Below are 16,174 nucleotides of genomic sequence, written 5' to 3'. Positions count from 1 at the left end.
CTTGGGCCGGCAGGAAAAGTATAGCACCCTAATTCGCGGCTAACTGGCAATGCACACTGCCGGTGACGTTGCGATACCACCACACTTTTCTCATCATGAAAAAACTTCTTACCACCAGCGTCGCACTGGGCATGTCGCTACTGGCGGCGGCGCCCAGCGTACTTGCTCAAACCGCAGACCAGCGAACGGCTATCAGCCTGTCGGCCAACACGCTTCAGTACAAAGGCAACTTCGGCTCGCAGTACTGGAACAACGAGAACAACTGGAAACTGGGCGGCGGCATCTCCTTCAGCCGTTACCTGACTTCCGGCCTCGATCTGGGTTTGCACCTCAACTATGGCAAGGTGAATTATGATGCCGTAGCTGGCGCGCCGCAGTTCGGCAGCTTCTTCGAGGCTAACATCGTAAACGCCAACCTGGGCCTCAAACTGAAGCTCAACAACGGCTGGGCGCTGAAGGAAAACGCCTTCATCCAGCCTTACCTGCTGATTGCGCCCGGTGCTGCTTTTGTTAGCTCCGACGGGGTTATCAACCGCAATGGTGTTTCGCGCGCTTTCGATGGCAGCGACACGTATTTTGACGTGCACGGTGCCGCCGGTATTACGTTCCGCCTGAGCGAGTCGGTTGGCTTGTTCGTGCAGACGGGCCAGCACATTCCGCTGAGCGCCAACATCGACCAGGACCCCGTGCGCGACGACAACAGCTTCGACGACCGGTACCTGCAGCACTCGGCCGGCCTCACCATTGCCCTCGGCAAAAAGGCTGACGAAGACAACGATGGCGTTTCGGACCGCAAAGACAAATGCCCCGGCACCCCCGCTGGTGTAGCAGTAGACGCCAACGGCTGCCCGCTTGACGGCGACGGCGACGGTGTTCCGGATTACCAGGATAAGTGCCCCACCGAAAAAGGCTTGGCGGCCCTCGAAGGTTGCCCCGACCGTGACGGTGACGGCGTGCGCGACGGCGACGACAAGTGCCCCGATACCCCCGGCAAAGCCGAGCTGCAGGGCTGCCCCGACGCTGACGGCGACGGTGTAACCGATGCCAGCGACAAGTGCCCCAACACCCCAGCCGGTGTGGCAGTAGACGCCACCGGTTGCCCACTCGACAAAGACGGCGACGGTGTTCCGGATTACCAGGACCGCTGCCCGAACCGTCCAGGTCCGGCTTCCAACAAAGGCTGCCCTGAGATGAAGGTAGAAGAGAAGAAGAAGCTGCAGGAAGCCACGAAGTTCATCCAGTTCGACTTCGACAAGGCTACGCTGAAGCCTATCTCTTTCCCAACGCTCAACGGCCTGGTGCAGATCCTCAACGACTACCCAGACTACAGCCTCGGTATCTCGGCTCACGCCGATAACAAAGGCGACGACAACTACAACCTGCGTCTGTCGGATGAGCGTGCTGCTTCGGCCCGTACGTATATGCTGAGCAAAGGCATTGCTGCTGACCGTATCGTATCGCACGGCTATGGCGAAACCAAGCCGATTGCCGACAACGCTACAGAAGCCGGTCGCGCCATGAACCGCCGCGTAGAGTTCGATGTGTACCTGCCCGGTGACCCGAACCCTGCTGAAACCAAGTACGGTATGGCCCCCGAGATTCCTGCTGCCGCTCCGAAGGCTGCGCCTAAGGCCCCGGTGAAAAAGGCTCCGGCCCGTAAGCCAGCCCCCCGCCGCAAGTAATCGAGCGACACGCAACCCAACCAACTGCCAAAAGCGGCCAGCTCCCTGAGCTGGCCGCTTTTTTTGTGCCTGTACTTTAGTGGCAGGGCGTTGCTTGTGGTAATCATGTTGCTACTCTACTCTATCAGACCGCAGGCAGGGAGCTAATGCGGTGCCAGCAGCGCCGGGATAGCACATGCCGTGAGCCGTATTTCTCCTGAATAAGGCCAGTGCAAAGGCCGTTGCAATCCGTAGCAAAGCTGCTTCGATCAGGCATGTGCTCCTCCCTAGTCGATGCACCAGAGCAGAGACACATAGGTGCGTTTCATAGCTTATTCAAGTTGCTGAGAAGCCGCGTGGCGGCGACAGGTTTACTGGTAAACCTGTCGCCGCCACGCGGCTTCTCAGCAATTCGCTTTGCCATAACTAGAGCATCGATATTCGCCTGTAAAACAAAAAGGCTGCCTCATAGGAGGCAGCCTTTTTCTATGAAGCGTAAGTCAGCGCCTTTACTTACTCATATCAGCCACGTTGGGCAGGATCTTGAGAAGCTGGTCGAGCTGCTCACGCGTGAAGTTGCCGCCGATGGACATCAGTAGGAACGAGTCGGGCGCGCCCGAAACGCTGCTGGTGGTTACTACTTCCGTCACCCGGTCGCCCTGCATGCGGGTAGAATAGCGCATGTTGCCGCCGGTGGTGGTCAGGGGCGTGTACCGCTCGTTGGCCAGCAAGCCGTTCACTTCCTGCACCAGGCCGTCGGCTACCAGTTTCTGGGCGCTATTGCTGGTGGGGGCGAAGGTGAGCACCTTGAAGCTGCGTACCGATGATAGAGCCTGCGTCAGGTCGGAGCCGCCGCCGAGGCTGCCCAGGCGGCCCAGCAGCAGCCGGGTGGTGAGGCCCGCCGACCAGTCGGTGGCCTTGAAGCCGGAGCGGGTTTCATACTTGTTGAAAAATTCGGCTACCGTGCGGGCCGGGCGTTCGGGGCCGGCGGCGCGGCAGCCGGCCAACAGCAACAAAGCCACCAGCGGCAGCCACAGAAATGCGCGTTTTGTCATAAAAGCGGAAAGGGAAAAGTGAGAGAAAATGGAATGCTGGCTGCACATTTTAACACGTACAGATGCCCGCGTACAAGTTTCAGAAAGCACGTGGCCTGAATGCCTGTACCGTTGTGCAGGTTGCGCCTTAAACGGTAATTCTGCCCGCAGGGCTGCCTGTTGCCGTACAATTCCGCTCCCAAGCTATGGGACAGCAGCCTGGCACTGCACTGGCGCAAGCTATTCGAAGCTGACCGTGTTCAGGAAAAATACGTCCCGGTCGGGGCCGCGCTCAGCCCGCACGTGCTGAAAGCCATAAGCCAGCAGGCGGTTGCCATACCAGGTCAGCAAGCCTTCCTGCGTGGTGTTGGTAGCTTTCTCCCGTGCCGAGGGCAGGGCTGAGGTCGTCAGGTTCACGCTCAGGTCGTTGGGGGAAGGCGCGGCCCGGTCAATTACCTTGTAATAGATCTTGTCGTTTTGCAGGTAAGAAGCGGCCAGGCGGCCATCGGGCAGCTTGCGCAGGCGCACGGTTTCGGTGAGGTCGCGCAGCTCCACGTTCTTCATCACCAGCGTGTTGTCCCAGAGTAGGTTGCCGCGCTTGTCGAAGCCGCAGATCAGGGCGTGCGTGACGCGGTAGCCGTCGAAGTTGCGGTTGCCGCTGGCCCAACTGGCCCGATCGTAGGCTGAGTAGTAATAAGGGTTGTAGACTAGGCTGGGGCTGTAGGAATTGTATCGGTAGTGCGGAAAGTAGATTTCCGCCACCATTACGTAGCCGTCCTCGAACGGCACCAAATCGTGCATGAGGGTGCGGTAGCGCAGGCGTAGTACCCGGTCGGCGGCGCGCATTTTCTCGCTCCGCTGCCGCAGCCGGCTGGCCCGGTTGGGGCTCATGAAATCGAAGAAGTGCTTGAGGTTGGCGAAATCATAGAACCGCAACGAGCGGCGCGAGCCCGACGGCGTAACACCCGCCGTGAGGTCGGCTGCAAACAGGCCCTGCGAGTATCGGGGGTCGCGCAGGGTATAGGTGCCGGCCAGCAGGCGCCCCTCCGCCGAGTCGGTAGCCGGGCTGATCTGGGCCGAAATCAGGCCCCGCTCGCTCTCGGCCTGCACAAACTCCGAGGTCAGCAGCGTGCCGCCTGCCGAGAGGTGCTTGAGCTGCAGCCGGTTTTTGAAGCCGTTGCTCTGGCTGAGCACAAACTCGGCCCGCTGCGCCGCCGAATCGGCCAGAAACGACAGCTGGGCCGGCAGAGGCTCGTACACCGACGGCAGAAACTGGTGCTTACCGGTAGCCAGATCCAGTAGCAGAATGGTCAGGTGATTGTCTACCAGCACCGTCACGAACAGGTTGCCGGCCAGCGCTTTCAGGTCGTAGATGTCGCGGGTGAGCTTGGTGTCGAACTGCACGGTGCGCACCCGGCCGGTGCTGCCATCCACGGCGGCCACCATCAAGCGGTGCTCCACATAGCTGGACTGAAACAGGGCGTAGGCGGTGGTGCCTTCGGCGCAGAAGCGCTGAAACTGGAACTCGCCCGCCAAATCCAGCTTGTTCTTCCAAACGGGCTGCAGGCGGTGGTTGTACTTTTGTAGCTGGTAGGTGTCGTTGCGAATGCCGGGCTCGTCCTGCTTCACCAGTAGCAGCACGCTGCTGTCCTGCAGGATGGGCTGCACTTCCACCTCGGCCGAGTATTCCTGCAATTCTAGCTCCAAGCGGCCGTTTTGGGCGGGAGTGTAGGGCGCGGGCGGGGCCGGCTGCGCCCCGACGGAGTTGGCGGCAAGCAGCCAGATACTGAGCAGAAGGGAGGAGAGGTGCTTCATGGCCGGGACCGGCTGCCTGGGAAAAGCCGGGGAGTAGGGAAGATACGCGACCGGCAGCGCAAAGTCACGCCTAGCCCGCAAAAATGCGGCCGCGTATCAGCATGCTAAGCGCCCAGCTCCAGAATCGTGTCGAATTCGGCGGCTTTGAGCGGCATCACCGACAGGCGCGACTGGCGTAGAAGCCCGATCTGGCTGAGGCGCTCATCCTGCTTGATGCGGACCAACGACACCGGCTGGGCCAGCGGCTGCTGCGGCTGCAGGTGCACGGCTACCCAGGGGCTGCCGGCTTCGGCCGTGGCATCGGGGGCGGCCGGGGTGGCTACCTGGGCCACGCCCACCACCTGCTTGTCGCTCACGCTGTGGTAGTACAGCACAAGGTCGCCGGGCTGCATCTGCTGCAGAAAGTTGCGGGCTTGGTAGTTGCGTACGCCCGTCCAGTCGGTGCCGCCGTCGCGCACAAACGTGTCCCAGGAGTAGGCTTCGGGTTCCGATTTTACGAGCCAGTAGTTCAAGACGCAGAAAAAATAAATGGTGAGGTTGCTGTTTCGGGCCGCAAGTTGGGCAGCCGCAACAGTAACCTCACCATTTTTTATCCGGTTGTTTTGCCGGGCCCGGTAGCCAGCGCGGCTAGTTTTCCCGGGCGCGCAGCGTTTCGGCGTCCAGCAGCTCCAGCGTGAGCAGGAAGGACGGCTGGCCATTGCGGAGGCTGACGCGGTACTTACCGGCGCCTTCGGCCTGCCAAGTGCCGGGAATGTCCAGCGGGCCATCGGCTGGGCCTTGGGTGTGGCGCACAAACGTGCCGTCGGTTTCCAGGCGGAAGCCGTCGATGCCCATGCCGGCTTTCGGCTCGAAGGTGCCCGGGAGCTTGTAGGTCAGCAGGCCTTTTTCTTCGGGCAGGTGGGCATAAAACCAGTCTTTACCCGCTATACCGGCCGGCACCCCGGCATCAGCGCGGTCCTGGCAGCCGCCCAGAACCAGCAGCAACAGCAAAACGAGCGGGGCAAACAACAAACAGCGCATAGAGAGAGGGAAAGTAGGAGAGTATGGTGCCTAAAAGCAGAGCAGCTGCCAGAATCGTGCCGGGCGCTTATTTTTCCAGGCGCCGCACTTTCAGCATCTCATTGTCGAGCGACACAATTTCCAGGCGGTAATCGGGGTCTTTCTTGTCGTCGAGGGAGATGAGCAAAGTCTGGTCGTTTTCGGCTTTCCAGGTGCCTTTGCGGCCTTCCAGCCCGTCGGTGGGGGCAATGTCGAACTGCGTGAACAGGCCGTTTTGCTCGAAAGCGAAGCCCGTGCGGCCGCGCGAGGGCGGAAACGCGTAGGTGTTGGGCCGGTACACGCGCACGTCGCCCTGGTCTTCCTCGTGGGCGTGCAGCCAGGTGTGCTCCAGCTTGCGGAGGGGCGAAGGAGCCTTGGTGCCGGGCTGGCAGGTGGCGGCCAGCAGCAGGACGCTCAGCGCGGCCAGAATTGTGAACAGACGCATAAGGGGCAGAGAGGGAGTGGAAGTGACTGGTTTGCAAGCCGGGGCGGGCACCGCTTTATACGTCGCCGCCCGGCAACGAATGTAAAGAAATCGGGCGGGCCCGGGTGCGCATACCGCAAACTACCCGGCACAAACTACCTTTGTTTGCTATGGATAACCGCGCCCTGATTCGTGCTTTTCGCCTGACCGCCCAGCTCATGGAGCTGCACGAGGAAAATCCGTTCAAGATCCGGGCCTACGAAGGCACGGCTAACGCCCTGGAGCAGCTGACGGTGCCCGTAGCCGACCTTGACCGCACAGGCTTGCCCGACCGCACCGGCCTGAGCAAAACCGCCGCTGCTAAAGTGGCCGAAATGCTCGATACCGGCTCGTTTGAGGAGCTGACCCGCCTGCTGGCCGCCACCCCGCCCGGCGTGGTGGAGCTGCTGAAGATTAAAGGCATCGGGCCCAAGAAAATCCGCACCCTGTGGAAGGAGCTGGGCATTGAAGGCGCCGAGCAGCTGCGCGAAGCCGCGCAGAACGACGAGGTCAGCAAGCTCAAGGGCTTCGGCCAGAAAACCCAGCAGGGCATCCTCGAAGCCCTCGACTTCACCGACCAGAGCCGCGGCAAGCTGCTCTATCCGCAGGCCGAAGAGCTGGCCCTCGACCTGCTGGCCCGCCTGCAGGCCACCGCCGACATAACCGAAGCCGCCGTGGCCGGCGAAGTGCGCCGCCGCCTCGAAACCGTGGAAACCGTGGGGCTGGTAGCGGCCACCGCTGATCCGGCCGCCGCCCACGCCACCCTTAATTCCCTCGATGGCCTCACGCCGGACCCGCGCCGCAGCGGCCCGTTTGCCTGGCGCGGCACGGCCACGGCCTCGGGCGTGAAGGTGGAAGTGTTGCTGGTGGCGCCGGCCGCCTTCACCAACCAGCTGCTGCTGAGCACCGCCGCCGAAAGTCATCTGAGCGAAGCGCTGAGCCCGGAGCTGCTGCCCGGCCAGCCGGCCACGCTACGCCAGTGGCTGAAGCGGGAACAGTTCGCCACCGAACCCGCCCTCTACGAACGCGCCGGCCTGCAATACGTGGAGCCCGAGCTGCGCGAAGGCCTCGGCGAGCTGGCCTTGGCCCGCGAAAACAGGCTGCCCACGCTGCTGGAAGACGCCGACCTGCGCGGCTCGCTGCACAACCACAGCACCTACTCCGACGGCAGCCACAGCCTGCGCGAAATGGCCACTTTCCTGCGCGACCAGGGCTACGAGTACCTTGGCATCTGCGACCATTCGCAGGCGGCGCACTACGCCAATGGCCTGCCGCCGGAGCGCGTGCGCCAGCAGCACCGCGAAATCGACGAATTGAATCAGGAGTTGGCGCCGTTCCGCATCTTCAAGGGCATCGAGTCGGATATTCTCTCCGATGGCTCTTTGGACTACCCACCCACGGTGCTGGAAACCTTTGATTTCATCGTGGCCTCGGTGCACTCCAACCTGAAGATGGACGAGCGCAAAGCAACCACGCGGGTGCTGCGGGCCATCGAAAACCCCTACACCACCATGCTGGGCCACCCCACGGGCCGGCTGCTGCTGCGCCGCGAAGGCTACCCGCTCGACCACAAAGCCGTCATCGACGCCTGCGCCAAGCACAACGTCATCATCGAAATCAACGCCAACCCCTACCGCCTCGACCTGGACTGGCGCTGGGTGCGCTACGCGCTGGACCAGGGCGTGCAGCTCAGCATCAACCCCGATGCGCACCACACCAACGGCTACGCCGATATGCGCTACGGCGTGTTCATGGGCCGCAAGGGCGGCCTGACCAAGGACATGACCTTCAACGCCAAGTCGGCCGCGGAAGCCGCCGAGTATTTTGCCAAGCGCAAAGCCGGCATCAAGCCCCCGCTGGAGTTCAAGGATTCGTTGTTTGGGTAGCCTCACCCCTAGCCCCCTCTCCTATGGGAGAGGGGGAACTAGCTGTAGAGAGTAGCTTCTAATTCATTTTATTATTTCCTCTGCACCAGTGCCTTCTAGTTTTCAAAATTAGAAGCTAGTTCCCCCTCTCCCATAGGAGAGGAGGCTAGGGGGTGAGGCCACCGTATGAAAATCCTGATTCTGCGCTTTTCTTCCATCGGCGACATTGTGCTGACCACGCCCGTTATCCGGGCGGTGAAGCAGCAGGTGCCGGGGGCCGTGGTGCACTTCTGCACCAAGCCCGGCTACCGCGGCCTCGTGGAAAGCAACCCTTATGTGGACAAGGTGCACTGCCTCACCGGCTCGCTCACGGAGCTGGTGGCGGAGCTGAAGGCCGAGCGGTTTGATTTCGTAGTAGACCTGCACCACAACCTGCGCACCACGCTGCTCAAGGCCCGGCTGGGCGTGCGCTCGGCCAGCTTCGATAAGCTGAACTGGCGCAAGTGGCTGCTCGTGAACCTGAAGCTGCACACCATGCCGCGCGTGCACATCGTGGACCGCTACCTGGCCGCCGCGGCCTCGCTCGGCGTGAAGAACGACGGCCGGGGGCTGGACTACTTCATCCCGGAAGCCGACGAAGTGGACATTGCCCAGGCGCTGCCGCCGGTGTTCGGGCGCGGCTACGTGGCGTTTGCCATCGGGGCGCAGCACGCCACCAAGCGGCTGCCCGTGGAGCGCATCATCGAACTGTGCGGCCTGCTGCGCCGCCCGGTAGTGCTACTGGGCGGCCCCGAAGACGAAACCACTGGCCACGTCGTGGAGCTGGCCTTCGACGCAGGCGCTGCTGTTTCGCCCGCGCCCACGCCGCTCATCCCCGACAGCCCGTACTACTTCCCCAGGCAGCCAGCCTACACCAATCCCCAGTCCACCGTTATCTACAACGCCTGCGGCAAGTTCAGCCTCAACCAGTCGGCCTCGCTGGTGCGGCAGGCCAGCCTGGTGGTCAGCCACGACACTGGCCTGATGCACATTGCAGCGGCTTTCCGGAAGGAGATTTTCAGCGTGTGGGGCAACACCGTGCCCGAGTTCGGCATGTATCCTTACCGCACCGAGTTCCGGGTGCTGGAAGTGCCCAATCTGAGCTGCCGGCCCTGCTCGAAAATCGGCTACGAAAAGTGCCCCCAGGGCCACTTCCGCTGCATGCGCGACATCCAGTTCAACCTGGAACTGCCTCCAGCTCAGGACGGGCGCTAAAGTCAAAGCCAGGCGAAATGCGTACTTTCTGCCTCCGCTAACCCATCCTGCCCCATGTCTGATACGCCCGATAAATCCGTGCTGGTAACCGTGGGGCCCGAGGCCCTGCTGGCCGATGTGCAGGCCGGCCGCCATACCTACTTCGTAGACGAGCCTGTGGCAGTCGGCGGCCAAGACCGCGGCCCCACGCCCTACGACCTGCTGCTGTCAGCGCTGGGTGCCTGCACGGCCATCACGCTGCGCCTCTACGCCACCCAGAAAAAGTGGCCACTCGAAGGCATCGAGGTGCGCCTGCGCCACCAGCGCGTGCACGCCGACGACTGCGAAAAGTGCGAGCAGCCCGGCGAAATGCTGGAACAGGTAGAAAAGGAGCTACGCCTGCTGGGCCCGCTCTCCGATGAGCAGCGCCAGCGCCTGCACGTCATCTCGCAGAAATGCCCAGTGCAGAAAAGCCTCATGCGCGGCCTGCATATCGTGACGGTGCTGGCCGAGCCTACGGCATAGCCAACGATGCCTGCCTGAGCCGGTCTGCCGCTATGTGGCAGCCTCGCCACGCAAAACGGCCCGGACAACGCAGGTTGTCCGGGCCGTTTTTATTGAAATTCAGCTTCTATTACCCGATTTTCTCGAAGCCGCAGTAGCTGTGCAGCACCTTGGGCAACAGGATGCCGTCTTCGGTCTGGTTGTTTTCGAGCAGGGCGGCCACGATGCGGGGCAGCGCCAGCGCCGAGCCATTGAGCGTGTGCAACAGCTGGGTTTTGTTGCCTTCGCCGCGGTAGCGCAGCCTGAGGCGGTTGGCTTGGTAGGTTTCAAAGTTCGAGGCCGAGCTGACCTCCAGCCAGCGGCCCTGCGCGGCGCTCCACACCTCCAGGTCGTAGGTGAGGGCCGAGGTGAAACCCATGTCGCCGCCGCAGAGGCGCAGGATGCGGTAGGGCAGCTCCAGCTTCTGCAGCAGCCCTTCGATGTGGGCTACCATGCCGTCGAGGGCGGCGTAGCTGTTCTCGGGCTGCGTGATCTGCACAATTTCCACCTTGTCGAACTGGTGCAGGCGGTTGAGGCCGCGCACGTCGGCGCCCCAGCTGCCGGCCTCGCGGCGGAAGCAGGGCGTGTAGCCGGTGTTGCGGATGGGTAGCTGCTCCACCGGCACAATCTCGTCGCGGTAGAGGTTGGTAATCGGCACCTCCGAGGTCGGAATCAGGTAGAGGTTGTCCTTGGCATCGTGGTACATCTGGCCCTCCTTGTCGGGGAGCTGGCCGGTGCCGTAGCCGCTGGCCTCGTTCACCAGAATCGGGGGCTGCACCTCGTCGTAGCCGGCGTCGCGGGCTTCATCCAGGAAAAAGTTGATGAGGGCCCGCTGCAAACGGGCGCCCTGGCGCTTGTACACCGGGAAGCCCGCGCCGGCAATCTTGTTGCCCAGCTCGAAGTCGATGATGTCGTACTTCTTGATCAAATCCCAGTGGGGGAGGGCATCGGCGGGCAGCTCGGGCTTCTGGCCGCCTTCGCGCACCACCTCGTTGTCCTGGGCGGCGCGGCCTTCGGGCACGCTGCTGTGGGGCAGGTTGGGGAGTTTATAGAGCGTCTGCTGGAGGGCGTCTTCCACCTGCGTCAGCTCGTCGTCGGCGGCTTTGGTATGCTGTTTCAGCTCAGCCGTGCGCGCCTTCAGGGTTTCGGCCCCGGCTTTATCGCCGGCTTTCATCAGCCCCCCGATCTGGCGGGCCAGCTCGTTGGCCTCGGCCTGCGCCGAGTCGCGGGTGGTCTGAAGCTCCTTGCGGCGCTGGTCCAGCGTCAGAATAGCCTGCACGTCGGCTTCGGCCGTTTTGTAGTGCTTTTTAGCCAGCCCGGCCAGTACGGCCTCGGTGTGCTCTCTCAGGACGGAAACTTGTAGCATAAGGGGCAGAAAACGCGGAAGAGGATGCTGCAAAAGTAGCCGAATGATTCCGCAGATTCTAGGTCCCGGCTATATTCGGTGGGCGCGGTCGGCCGGAGTTGGCTGAACCTAATGGGGCAAAGTGCCGTTCCAAGGCCAGCGCTAACCCCGTGTTTTGCCGGGCTAACCATGTAGGCTGCAGCTAAAAGCGTTGCTGCAAGCGGCTGGTGGCACGAATTCCGCAAAATATAGTCGAGGGTTTGGCAGTTCGGTGGGTTTGCGCTAACATTGCGTTAACAAGTCGGCTGCTGATGCCGGACCCGTCGTTGCTTTTTATAACGTCCGGTCCGTGGGTATTTTCCAGCGCCACCGCCTACTACCATCCCCCTCCGTTCCTTTTCGAACAACCCCCGTGCTGAATGCCGCGCCTGCGGCTCCCGGGCATTGCCTAAGTCTGAGGTAATGTCCCGCTGTTGGATGGGCCCCGCCAGAATTTTCTTCCCTCATTGCCTCTATGTATACTATTGAAGAGTTGAAAGACCGTCTTCTTTCCGAGTTGAAAGAAATTGCGGAAGAGCTCAACGTTGGCAACTTTAAGAAGCTCAGCAAGCAGGATCTGATTTATAAGATTCTCGATCAGCAGGCCATCCTGCCCGCCGACAAGCTGCCCGTAAAAGTGAAACCGGCCGCCAAAGCCCGCCCCGCTGCCCCGGAAGCCCCTGCGACTGCTGCCGCCGTAGCCGAAACGCCAGCTCCGGCCGCCACCGCGGCCGCCCGGCCCGCTGCTACCCGCAGCCGCGCCGCCAAAGCGCCGGCCGTTGCCGCTGCCAGCCCCGAAGCCGCTCCCGTGGCTCCTGAGCCCGCCGCCGCTGCGGCCGAAACTGCCGAAACGGCAGCCGCCGCGCCTGCGGCAGAGCCAGTAGCCGAGCGCCCCGTGAAAGCCTACCAGCGCCCTGAGCGCCGCTCCCGCGAATCGGCGGGCCGCAATGGCCAGGTTGTGGATGCCAGCCAATCGGATGTGGCCCCGGTGGCGGTGGCCCCAGCTGTTGCTGACGTTGCCTTCAGTGAAGTGGCTGCTGTACCGGTTGTAGCAGAAGCGCCGGCCGCTGTGGCGGTGGCCGAGGTTGCTCCGGACGTAGCCGTTGCCCCGGCCCCGCGCATCTTCCGCCCCGAGCGGGCCGATGGCGTGGCGCGCCCCCTGCGCGACCAGCCCCGCGAACGGGAGCAGATCCGCGACGGCCGCGAGCTGCGCAACGGCAGCAGCGACGTAGCCCGCATTGCCGACGCCCCCCGCGAATTCCGCAACGACGTAGCCGGCCGCCCCGACCGCGACCAGCGCGACCCGGGCCGCGCCCTACGCGACTCCAGCCGCGCCGACCGCCTGGACCGTGACGTGCAGCGCTCGGAGCGGGGCGACGCCGCCCGCAGCGACGGTGCCGGCCGCCCCGACCGGGAGCAGCGCCGCGAAGAGCGGTACGCCGCCCGGGAGCAGCAGCGCCAGCAGCGGCAGGAAGGCCGTCAGGAAGGTGCAGCCACCGCGCCGCAACAGCAGCGCCAGCGCAACGATTTTGATATTGTGGTGCCCGGTGAAGGTACCTTGGAAATGATGCCCGACGGCGGCTACGGCTTCCTGCGCAGCCCATTCTACAACTACCTTTCCTCGCCCGACGACATTTACGTGGCGCCGCAGCAGGTGAAACTGTTCAGCCTGAAAGCCGGCGACACGGTGAAATGCACCATCCGGCCGCCGCGCGAAGGCGAGAAGTACTACGCGCTGGTCGACGTGGAAACCATCAACGGCCGGGCCGTGGAAGATGCCCGTGACCGGGTGCCGTTCAGCAGCCTCACGCCGCTGTTTGCCGAGGAGCGCCTCAAGCTCTCCACCAAATCCACGCAGTACAGCACCCGCATTCTGGACCTGTTTGCCCCCATTGGCAAAGGCCAGCGGGGCCTGATCGTGGCCCAGCCCAAAACCGGTAAAACGGTGCTGCTGCAGGAAATCGCCAACGCCATCAGCGAAAACCACCCCGAGGTGTACCTGATGATCCTGCTCATCGACGAGCGGCCGGAAGAAGTAACGGACATGGCGCGCTCGGTGAAAGCCGAGGTGCTCAGCTCCACCTTCGACGAAACGGCCGACCGCCACGTGAAAATCGCCAGCATTGCCCTCGACAAAGCCAAGCGCCTCGTGGAGTGCGGCCATGACGTGGTGATTCTGCTCGACTCAATTACGCGTCTGGCCCGGGCCTACAACACGGTGCAGCCGGCTTCCGGCAAGATCCTGTCGGGTGGTGTGGATGCCAACGCCCTGCACAAGCCCAAGCGCTTCTTCGGTGCGGCCCGCAACGTGGAAAACGGTGGCTCGCTCACCATCATTGCCACGGCCCTCATTGAAACCGGCTCGAAGATGGATGAAGTAATCTTTGAGGAATTCAAAGGCACCGGTAACATGGAGTTGCAGCTGGACCGCAAGCTGGCCAACAAGCGCATCTTCCCGGCCATCGATGTGCCGGCTTCCGGCACCCGCCGCGAAGACCTGCTCATGAGCCGCGAGGAGCTGAGCCGCATCTGGGTGCTGCGCAAGTTCATGGCCGACATGACGCCCGCCGAGGCCATGGAATTCCTGAAGGACCGCATGAAAGGCACCAAGGACAACAGCGAATTCCTGCTGGCCATGAACGGCTAGAGAGGGTTTTCATGCAAGAAGAACGTCATGCTGAGCTTGCCGAAGCATCTCTACCGCAGTAGTAATCAACATTACTTTGGCGGTAGAGATGCTTCGGCAAGCTCAGCATGACGTTCTTTTTTGTTTGTTCTTGTTTTATCTGTTACACCAACTAAACTATCTACCCGCATGCCCCCCATTCAACCAACCCTTGAACTTCCCGAACTGCTCTACCTCTTCGACCCGCTGTGCGGCTGGTGCTACGGCATGAGCCCTGTGATTCAGCGGGTGCGGCAGGAGTTTGCGGGGCGTGTGGAGGTGTCGGTGCTGTGTGGCGGCATGGTGATGGGCGAGCAGGTAGGGCCCATCCGTGACGACTGGGACTACATCAGCGGGGCGCTGGCGCAGGTGGAGCGCGTGACGGGCGTGCAGTTCGGGGAGGCGTTTCGGGCCGTGGGCGCCGAGGGCAGCCGCGTGCAGGACTCGGCGCCTCCGAGTTGGGCCATCAGCGCCTTTCGCCATTTCAACCAGCCTGATACTGCCAACTTTGCCCATGATGTTCAGGTCGCCTACTTCCGCGACGGCGCTGACCTCAACGAGCCCAAAACCTACCTGCCCCTGGCCACTGCCTACGGCCTTGATGGCGCGGAGTTTCTGCGCCAGCTGGCTCTGCCCGAAACGGCGCAGGCCACCCAGCAGGAGTTTGCGGCCGTGGCCAAAATCGGGGTGCAGGGCTTCCCGACCACCATTCTGCGGGTCGGCAACCAAGGCTACGTGCTGGCCCGCGGCTACCAGCCCTACGAAACGTTTGCCGACGGCCTGACCCAGGCGCTGGAGCAGGCCGGATAAACTGTCATTCCGAGTGCAGCGAGGAATCTGAGTTATGCTTCCAAGGAGTGGGCTCAGATTCCTCGCTGCGCTCGGAATGACAGCTAACTACCGAGGCCGGGCAACTGCACTACCTGTTTGGTGCCGGGTGCATAGGCAATACGGCGGCGGTCTTCCTTGCCTACCAGGTACACAAAGCCCACGGCATCGGGGCGCTTCTGCAATTCGGTCCAGGTGGGACGGTCGGCGCCGCCGGACTGGTAGGCGTCTTTGGTAGTGAGAGCCGGCTGGCGGAAGTTTTTGTCGGCGAAAAATTCGTCCATGCGGCGGCGCACGTAGGCTTCACGCTCAGCCAGCGTAACGGTCGGCGTCTTCACCTCATACACCATACTGGCCTCCAGGTCGGCAGACGTGAGCATTTCGCGGAAGATAACCTGGCCGCTGGCGTCGGTGATGGTGAACGTAATCTGGCCGGTTAGCACGTCTTTGCCGCGCAACGTCAGCTTGAACTCGTCGGGGGAGGCCGGGGCGGAGAAAACGTGGCGGCGGCGCACCGTTTTGAGGGTGTCGGCCTGCGGATCGGCGGTGCTGGCCCGGGCCGTGTCCATGGGTTCTAGGCGGGCCGTGGGGTCGACGGCCGGGGAGGTGGTGGCCGACTGGCCGGCGTCGGGCGTGGAGCAGGCGGCCAGCAGACCGAGAACAGGCAAAAACAGCGCAATTCGCATAGCAGAAAGTCTGAGGTGAATCAGGGCTGCATACGCGGTTGGGGAGTGGTCCGTTCAGAAAACCGCTACCAGAGCAGCATCAGGATAAAGGCGGCACTCATGCACAGCGACGACACTTGGTTCATGCGCATGGTGTGCTCGAAGTCGGCGGCGGCGGGGTTTTGCCACACGGCCCGGGCCCAGCTGCCAAACAGCAGCACCACCGGCCCGGTGGCCACCAGAAATACCAACAGGTGGCGCGTTTCCTGCCGTACCCACAGTGCGTGGGCCAAGACGGCCGCCCCGGCCAGCAGCCCACCGGCCGCAAACACAAACGTGCCCCGGATGCCCAGCCGCAAGCTGAGCGTCCAGTCGCCGCGGCGGGCGTCTTCCTGGTGCTGGTACACCTGCGTGAGCGGGTAGGAGCCGCATAGAAACAGGCTGCTCACCAGCGCCAGCAGCAGGTTGGTAGGCTCGGTGAGCTGCGCATAGCCAGCGCCGGCGCCCACCTGCGTCATCAGAAAGGTGTAGGCCCCCTGGAACACCACCACCACGGCCGTGCTCAGCAGCGGGTACTTTTTCAGCCGGATGCCTTCGTAGCTGTAGGCCTTCGAAACCAGCAGATATACCACCACCAGCACCCCAAACCACGGGCTGAGCAGCACGCCGCCCAGCACCGCCAGCGCATCGAAGGCGTACACCAGGTGCAGCAGCTCTTCCGATACTTTGGGTGGACTCTTCAGGCCGCCGATGCTGCCTTCGTCCCGGTCGTAATAGGAGTTGTAGCCGTTGGAGGCAGGGTAGGCCAGCAGGTGCAGCACCACAAACACGCCCGCCGCTCGCCACACGCTGAACGGCTCCCGCAACGCGCTCAGCCCAAACCAGAACACCGGCATCAGGTACACCGAAAACGGAATCCGGAGCAGCGGCAGCGCTTTTTTGTAATTAGTAATTAGCAATTAGGAATGAGGAATTGGGGG

At 62.7% G+C, this 16,174-nt stretch carries 14 protein-coding genes; 6 read left to right on the top strand and 8 right to left on the bottom strand.

Annotated elements, in window-relative coordinates; translation table 11 throughout:
- Window positions 1–95: 95 nt before the first annotated feature.
- Window positions 96–1,682, top strand: a complete 1,587-nt coding sequence (locus tag O3303_RS10875; protein WP_269558442.1) for an OmpA family protein — start codon at window positions 96–98, stop codon at window positions 1,680–1,682.
- A 488-nt stretch (window positions 1,683–2,170) separates the two neighbouring features.
- Here O3303_RS10875 and O3303_RS10870 read toward each other — a convergent pair whose 3' ends face one another.
- The 5 genes from O3303_RS10870 to O3303_RS10850 form a co-directional block, all read right to left on the bottom strand.
- Window positions 2,171–2,716: a DUF4252 domain-containing protein gene (locus tag O3303_RS10870; RefSeq protein ID WP_269558441.1), complete on the bottom strand. Its 546-nt coding sequence runs from the start codon at window positions 2,714–2,716 to the stop codon at window positions 2,171–2,173.
- A gap of 219 nt (window positions 2,717–2,935) precedes the next feature.
- Window positions 2,936–4,510: a hypothetical protein gene (locus O3303_RS10865; protein WP_269558440.1), complete on the bottom strand. Its 1,575-nt coding sequence runs from the start codon at window positions 4,508–4,510 to the stop codon at window positions 2,936–2,938.
- Window positions 4,511–4,614: 104 nt separating this feature from the next.
- Window positions 4,615–5,022, bottom strand: coding sequence for an EVE domain-containing protein (locus O3303_RS10860; RefSeq protein WP_269558439.1), 408 nt, complete (start codon window positions 5,020–5,022; stop codon window positions 4,615–4,617).
- Between the two features lie 115 nt (window positions 5,023–5,137).
- Window positions 5,138–5,530, bottom strand: a complete 393-nt coding sequence (locus O3303_RS10855; protein ID WP_269558438.1) for a hypothetical protein — start codon at window positions 5,528–5,530, stop codon at window positions 5,138–5,140.
- A gap of 67 nt (window positions 5,531–5,597) precedes the next feature.
- Window positions 5,598–5,993: a hypothetical protein gene (locus O3303_RS10850; RefSeq protein ID WP_269558437.1), complete on the bottom strand. Its 396-nt coding sequence runs from the start codon at window positions 5,991–5,993 to the stop codon at window positions 5,598–5,600.
- 149 nt (window positions 5,994–6,142) lie between these two features.
- On the opposite strand from O3303_RS10850, the gene O3303_RS10845 reads away from it, so the two are divergent.
- From O3303_RS10845 to O3303_RS10835, 3 genes are all read left to right on the top strand, one after another.
- Entirely contained in the window at window positions 6,143–7,897 is a 1,755-nt protein-coding gene (locus O3303_RS10845; protein WP_269558436.1) for a DNA polymerase/3'-5' exonuclease PolX, read from the top strand.
- A gap of 165 nt (window positions 7,898–8,062) precedes the next feature.
- Entirely contained in the window at window positions 8,063–9,130 is a 1,068-nt protein-coding gene (locus O3303_RS10840; protein WP_269558435.1) for a glycosyltransferase family 9 protein, read from the top strand.
- A gap of 54 nt (window positions 9,131–9,184) precedes the next feature.
- A complete protein-coding gene (locus O3303_RS10835) occupies window positions 9,185–9,634 on the top strand; it encodes an OsmC family protein (RefSeq protein WP_269558434.1) in 450 nt (149 codons plus the stop codon).
- Between the two features lie 109 nt (window positions 9,635–9,743).
- Here the strand turns inward: O3303_RS10835 and serS are convergent, their stop codons facing one another.
- Entirely contained in the window at window positions 9,744–11,018 is a 1,275-nt protein-coding gene (serS, locus tag O3303_RS10830) for a serine--tRNA ligase (protein WP_269558433.1), read from the bottom strand.
- Window positions 11,019–11,511: 493 nt separating this feature from the next.
- Here serS and rho point away from each other — a divergent pair, with 493 nt between their 5' ends.
- Together rho and O3303_RS10820 are read left to right on the top strand one after the other, a co-directional pair.
- Entirely contained in the window at window positions 11,512–13,683 is a 2,172-nt protein-coding gene (gene rho, locus O3303_RS10825; RefSeq protein ID WP_269558432.1) for a transcription termination factor Rho, read from the top strand.
- 168 nt (window positions 13,684–13,851) lie between these two features.
- Window positions 13,852–14,511: a DsbA family protein gene (locus O3303_RS10820; protein WP_269558431.1), complete on the top strand. Its 660-nt coding sequence runs from the start codon at window positions 13,852–13,854 to the stop codon at window positions 14,509–14,511.
- A gap of 83 nt (window positions 14,512–14,594) precedes the next feature.
- Here the strand turns inward: O3303_RS10820 and O3303_RS10815 are convergent, their stop codons facing one another.
- Window positions 14,595–15,197, bottom strand: coding sequence for a hypothetical protein (locus tag O3303_RS10815; RefSeq protein ID WP_269558430.1), 603 nt, complete (start codon window positions 15,195–15,197; stop codon window positions 14,595–14,597).
- Window positions 15,198–15,280: 83 nt separating this feature from the next.
- On the bottom strand, window positions 15,281–16,153 hold the full coding sequence (locus O3303_RS10810; protein WP_269558429.1) for a UbiA family prenyltransferase: 873 nt from the start codon (window positions 16,151–16,153) through the stop codon (window positions 15,281–15,283).
- Window positions 16,154–16,174 lie beyond the last annotated feature (21 nt).

This window comes from Hymenobacter canadensis, assembly GCF_027359925.1.
In the GTDB taxonomy this organism is placed as follows: Bacteria; Bacteroidota; Bacteroidia; order Cytophagales; family Hymenobacteraceae; genus Hymenobacter; species Hymenobacter canadensis.
Note: the sequence above shows the minus strand (reverse complement) of the source record. Positions and strands in the feature narration are given on the sequence as shown.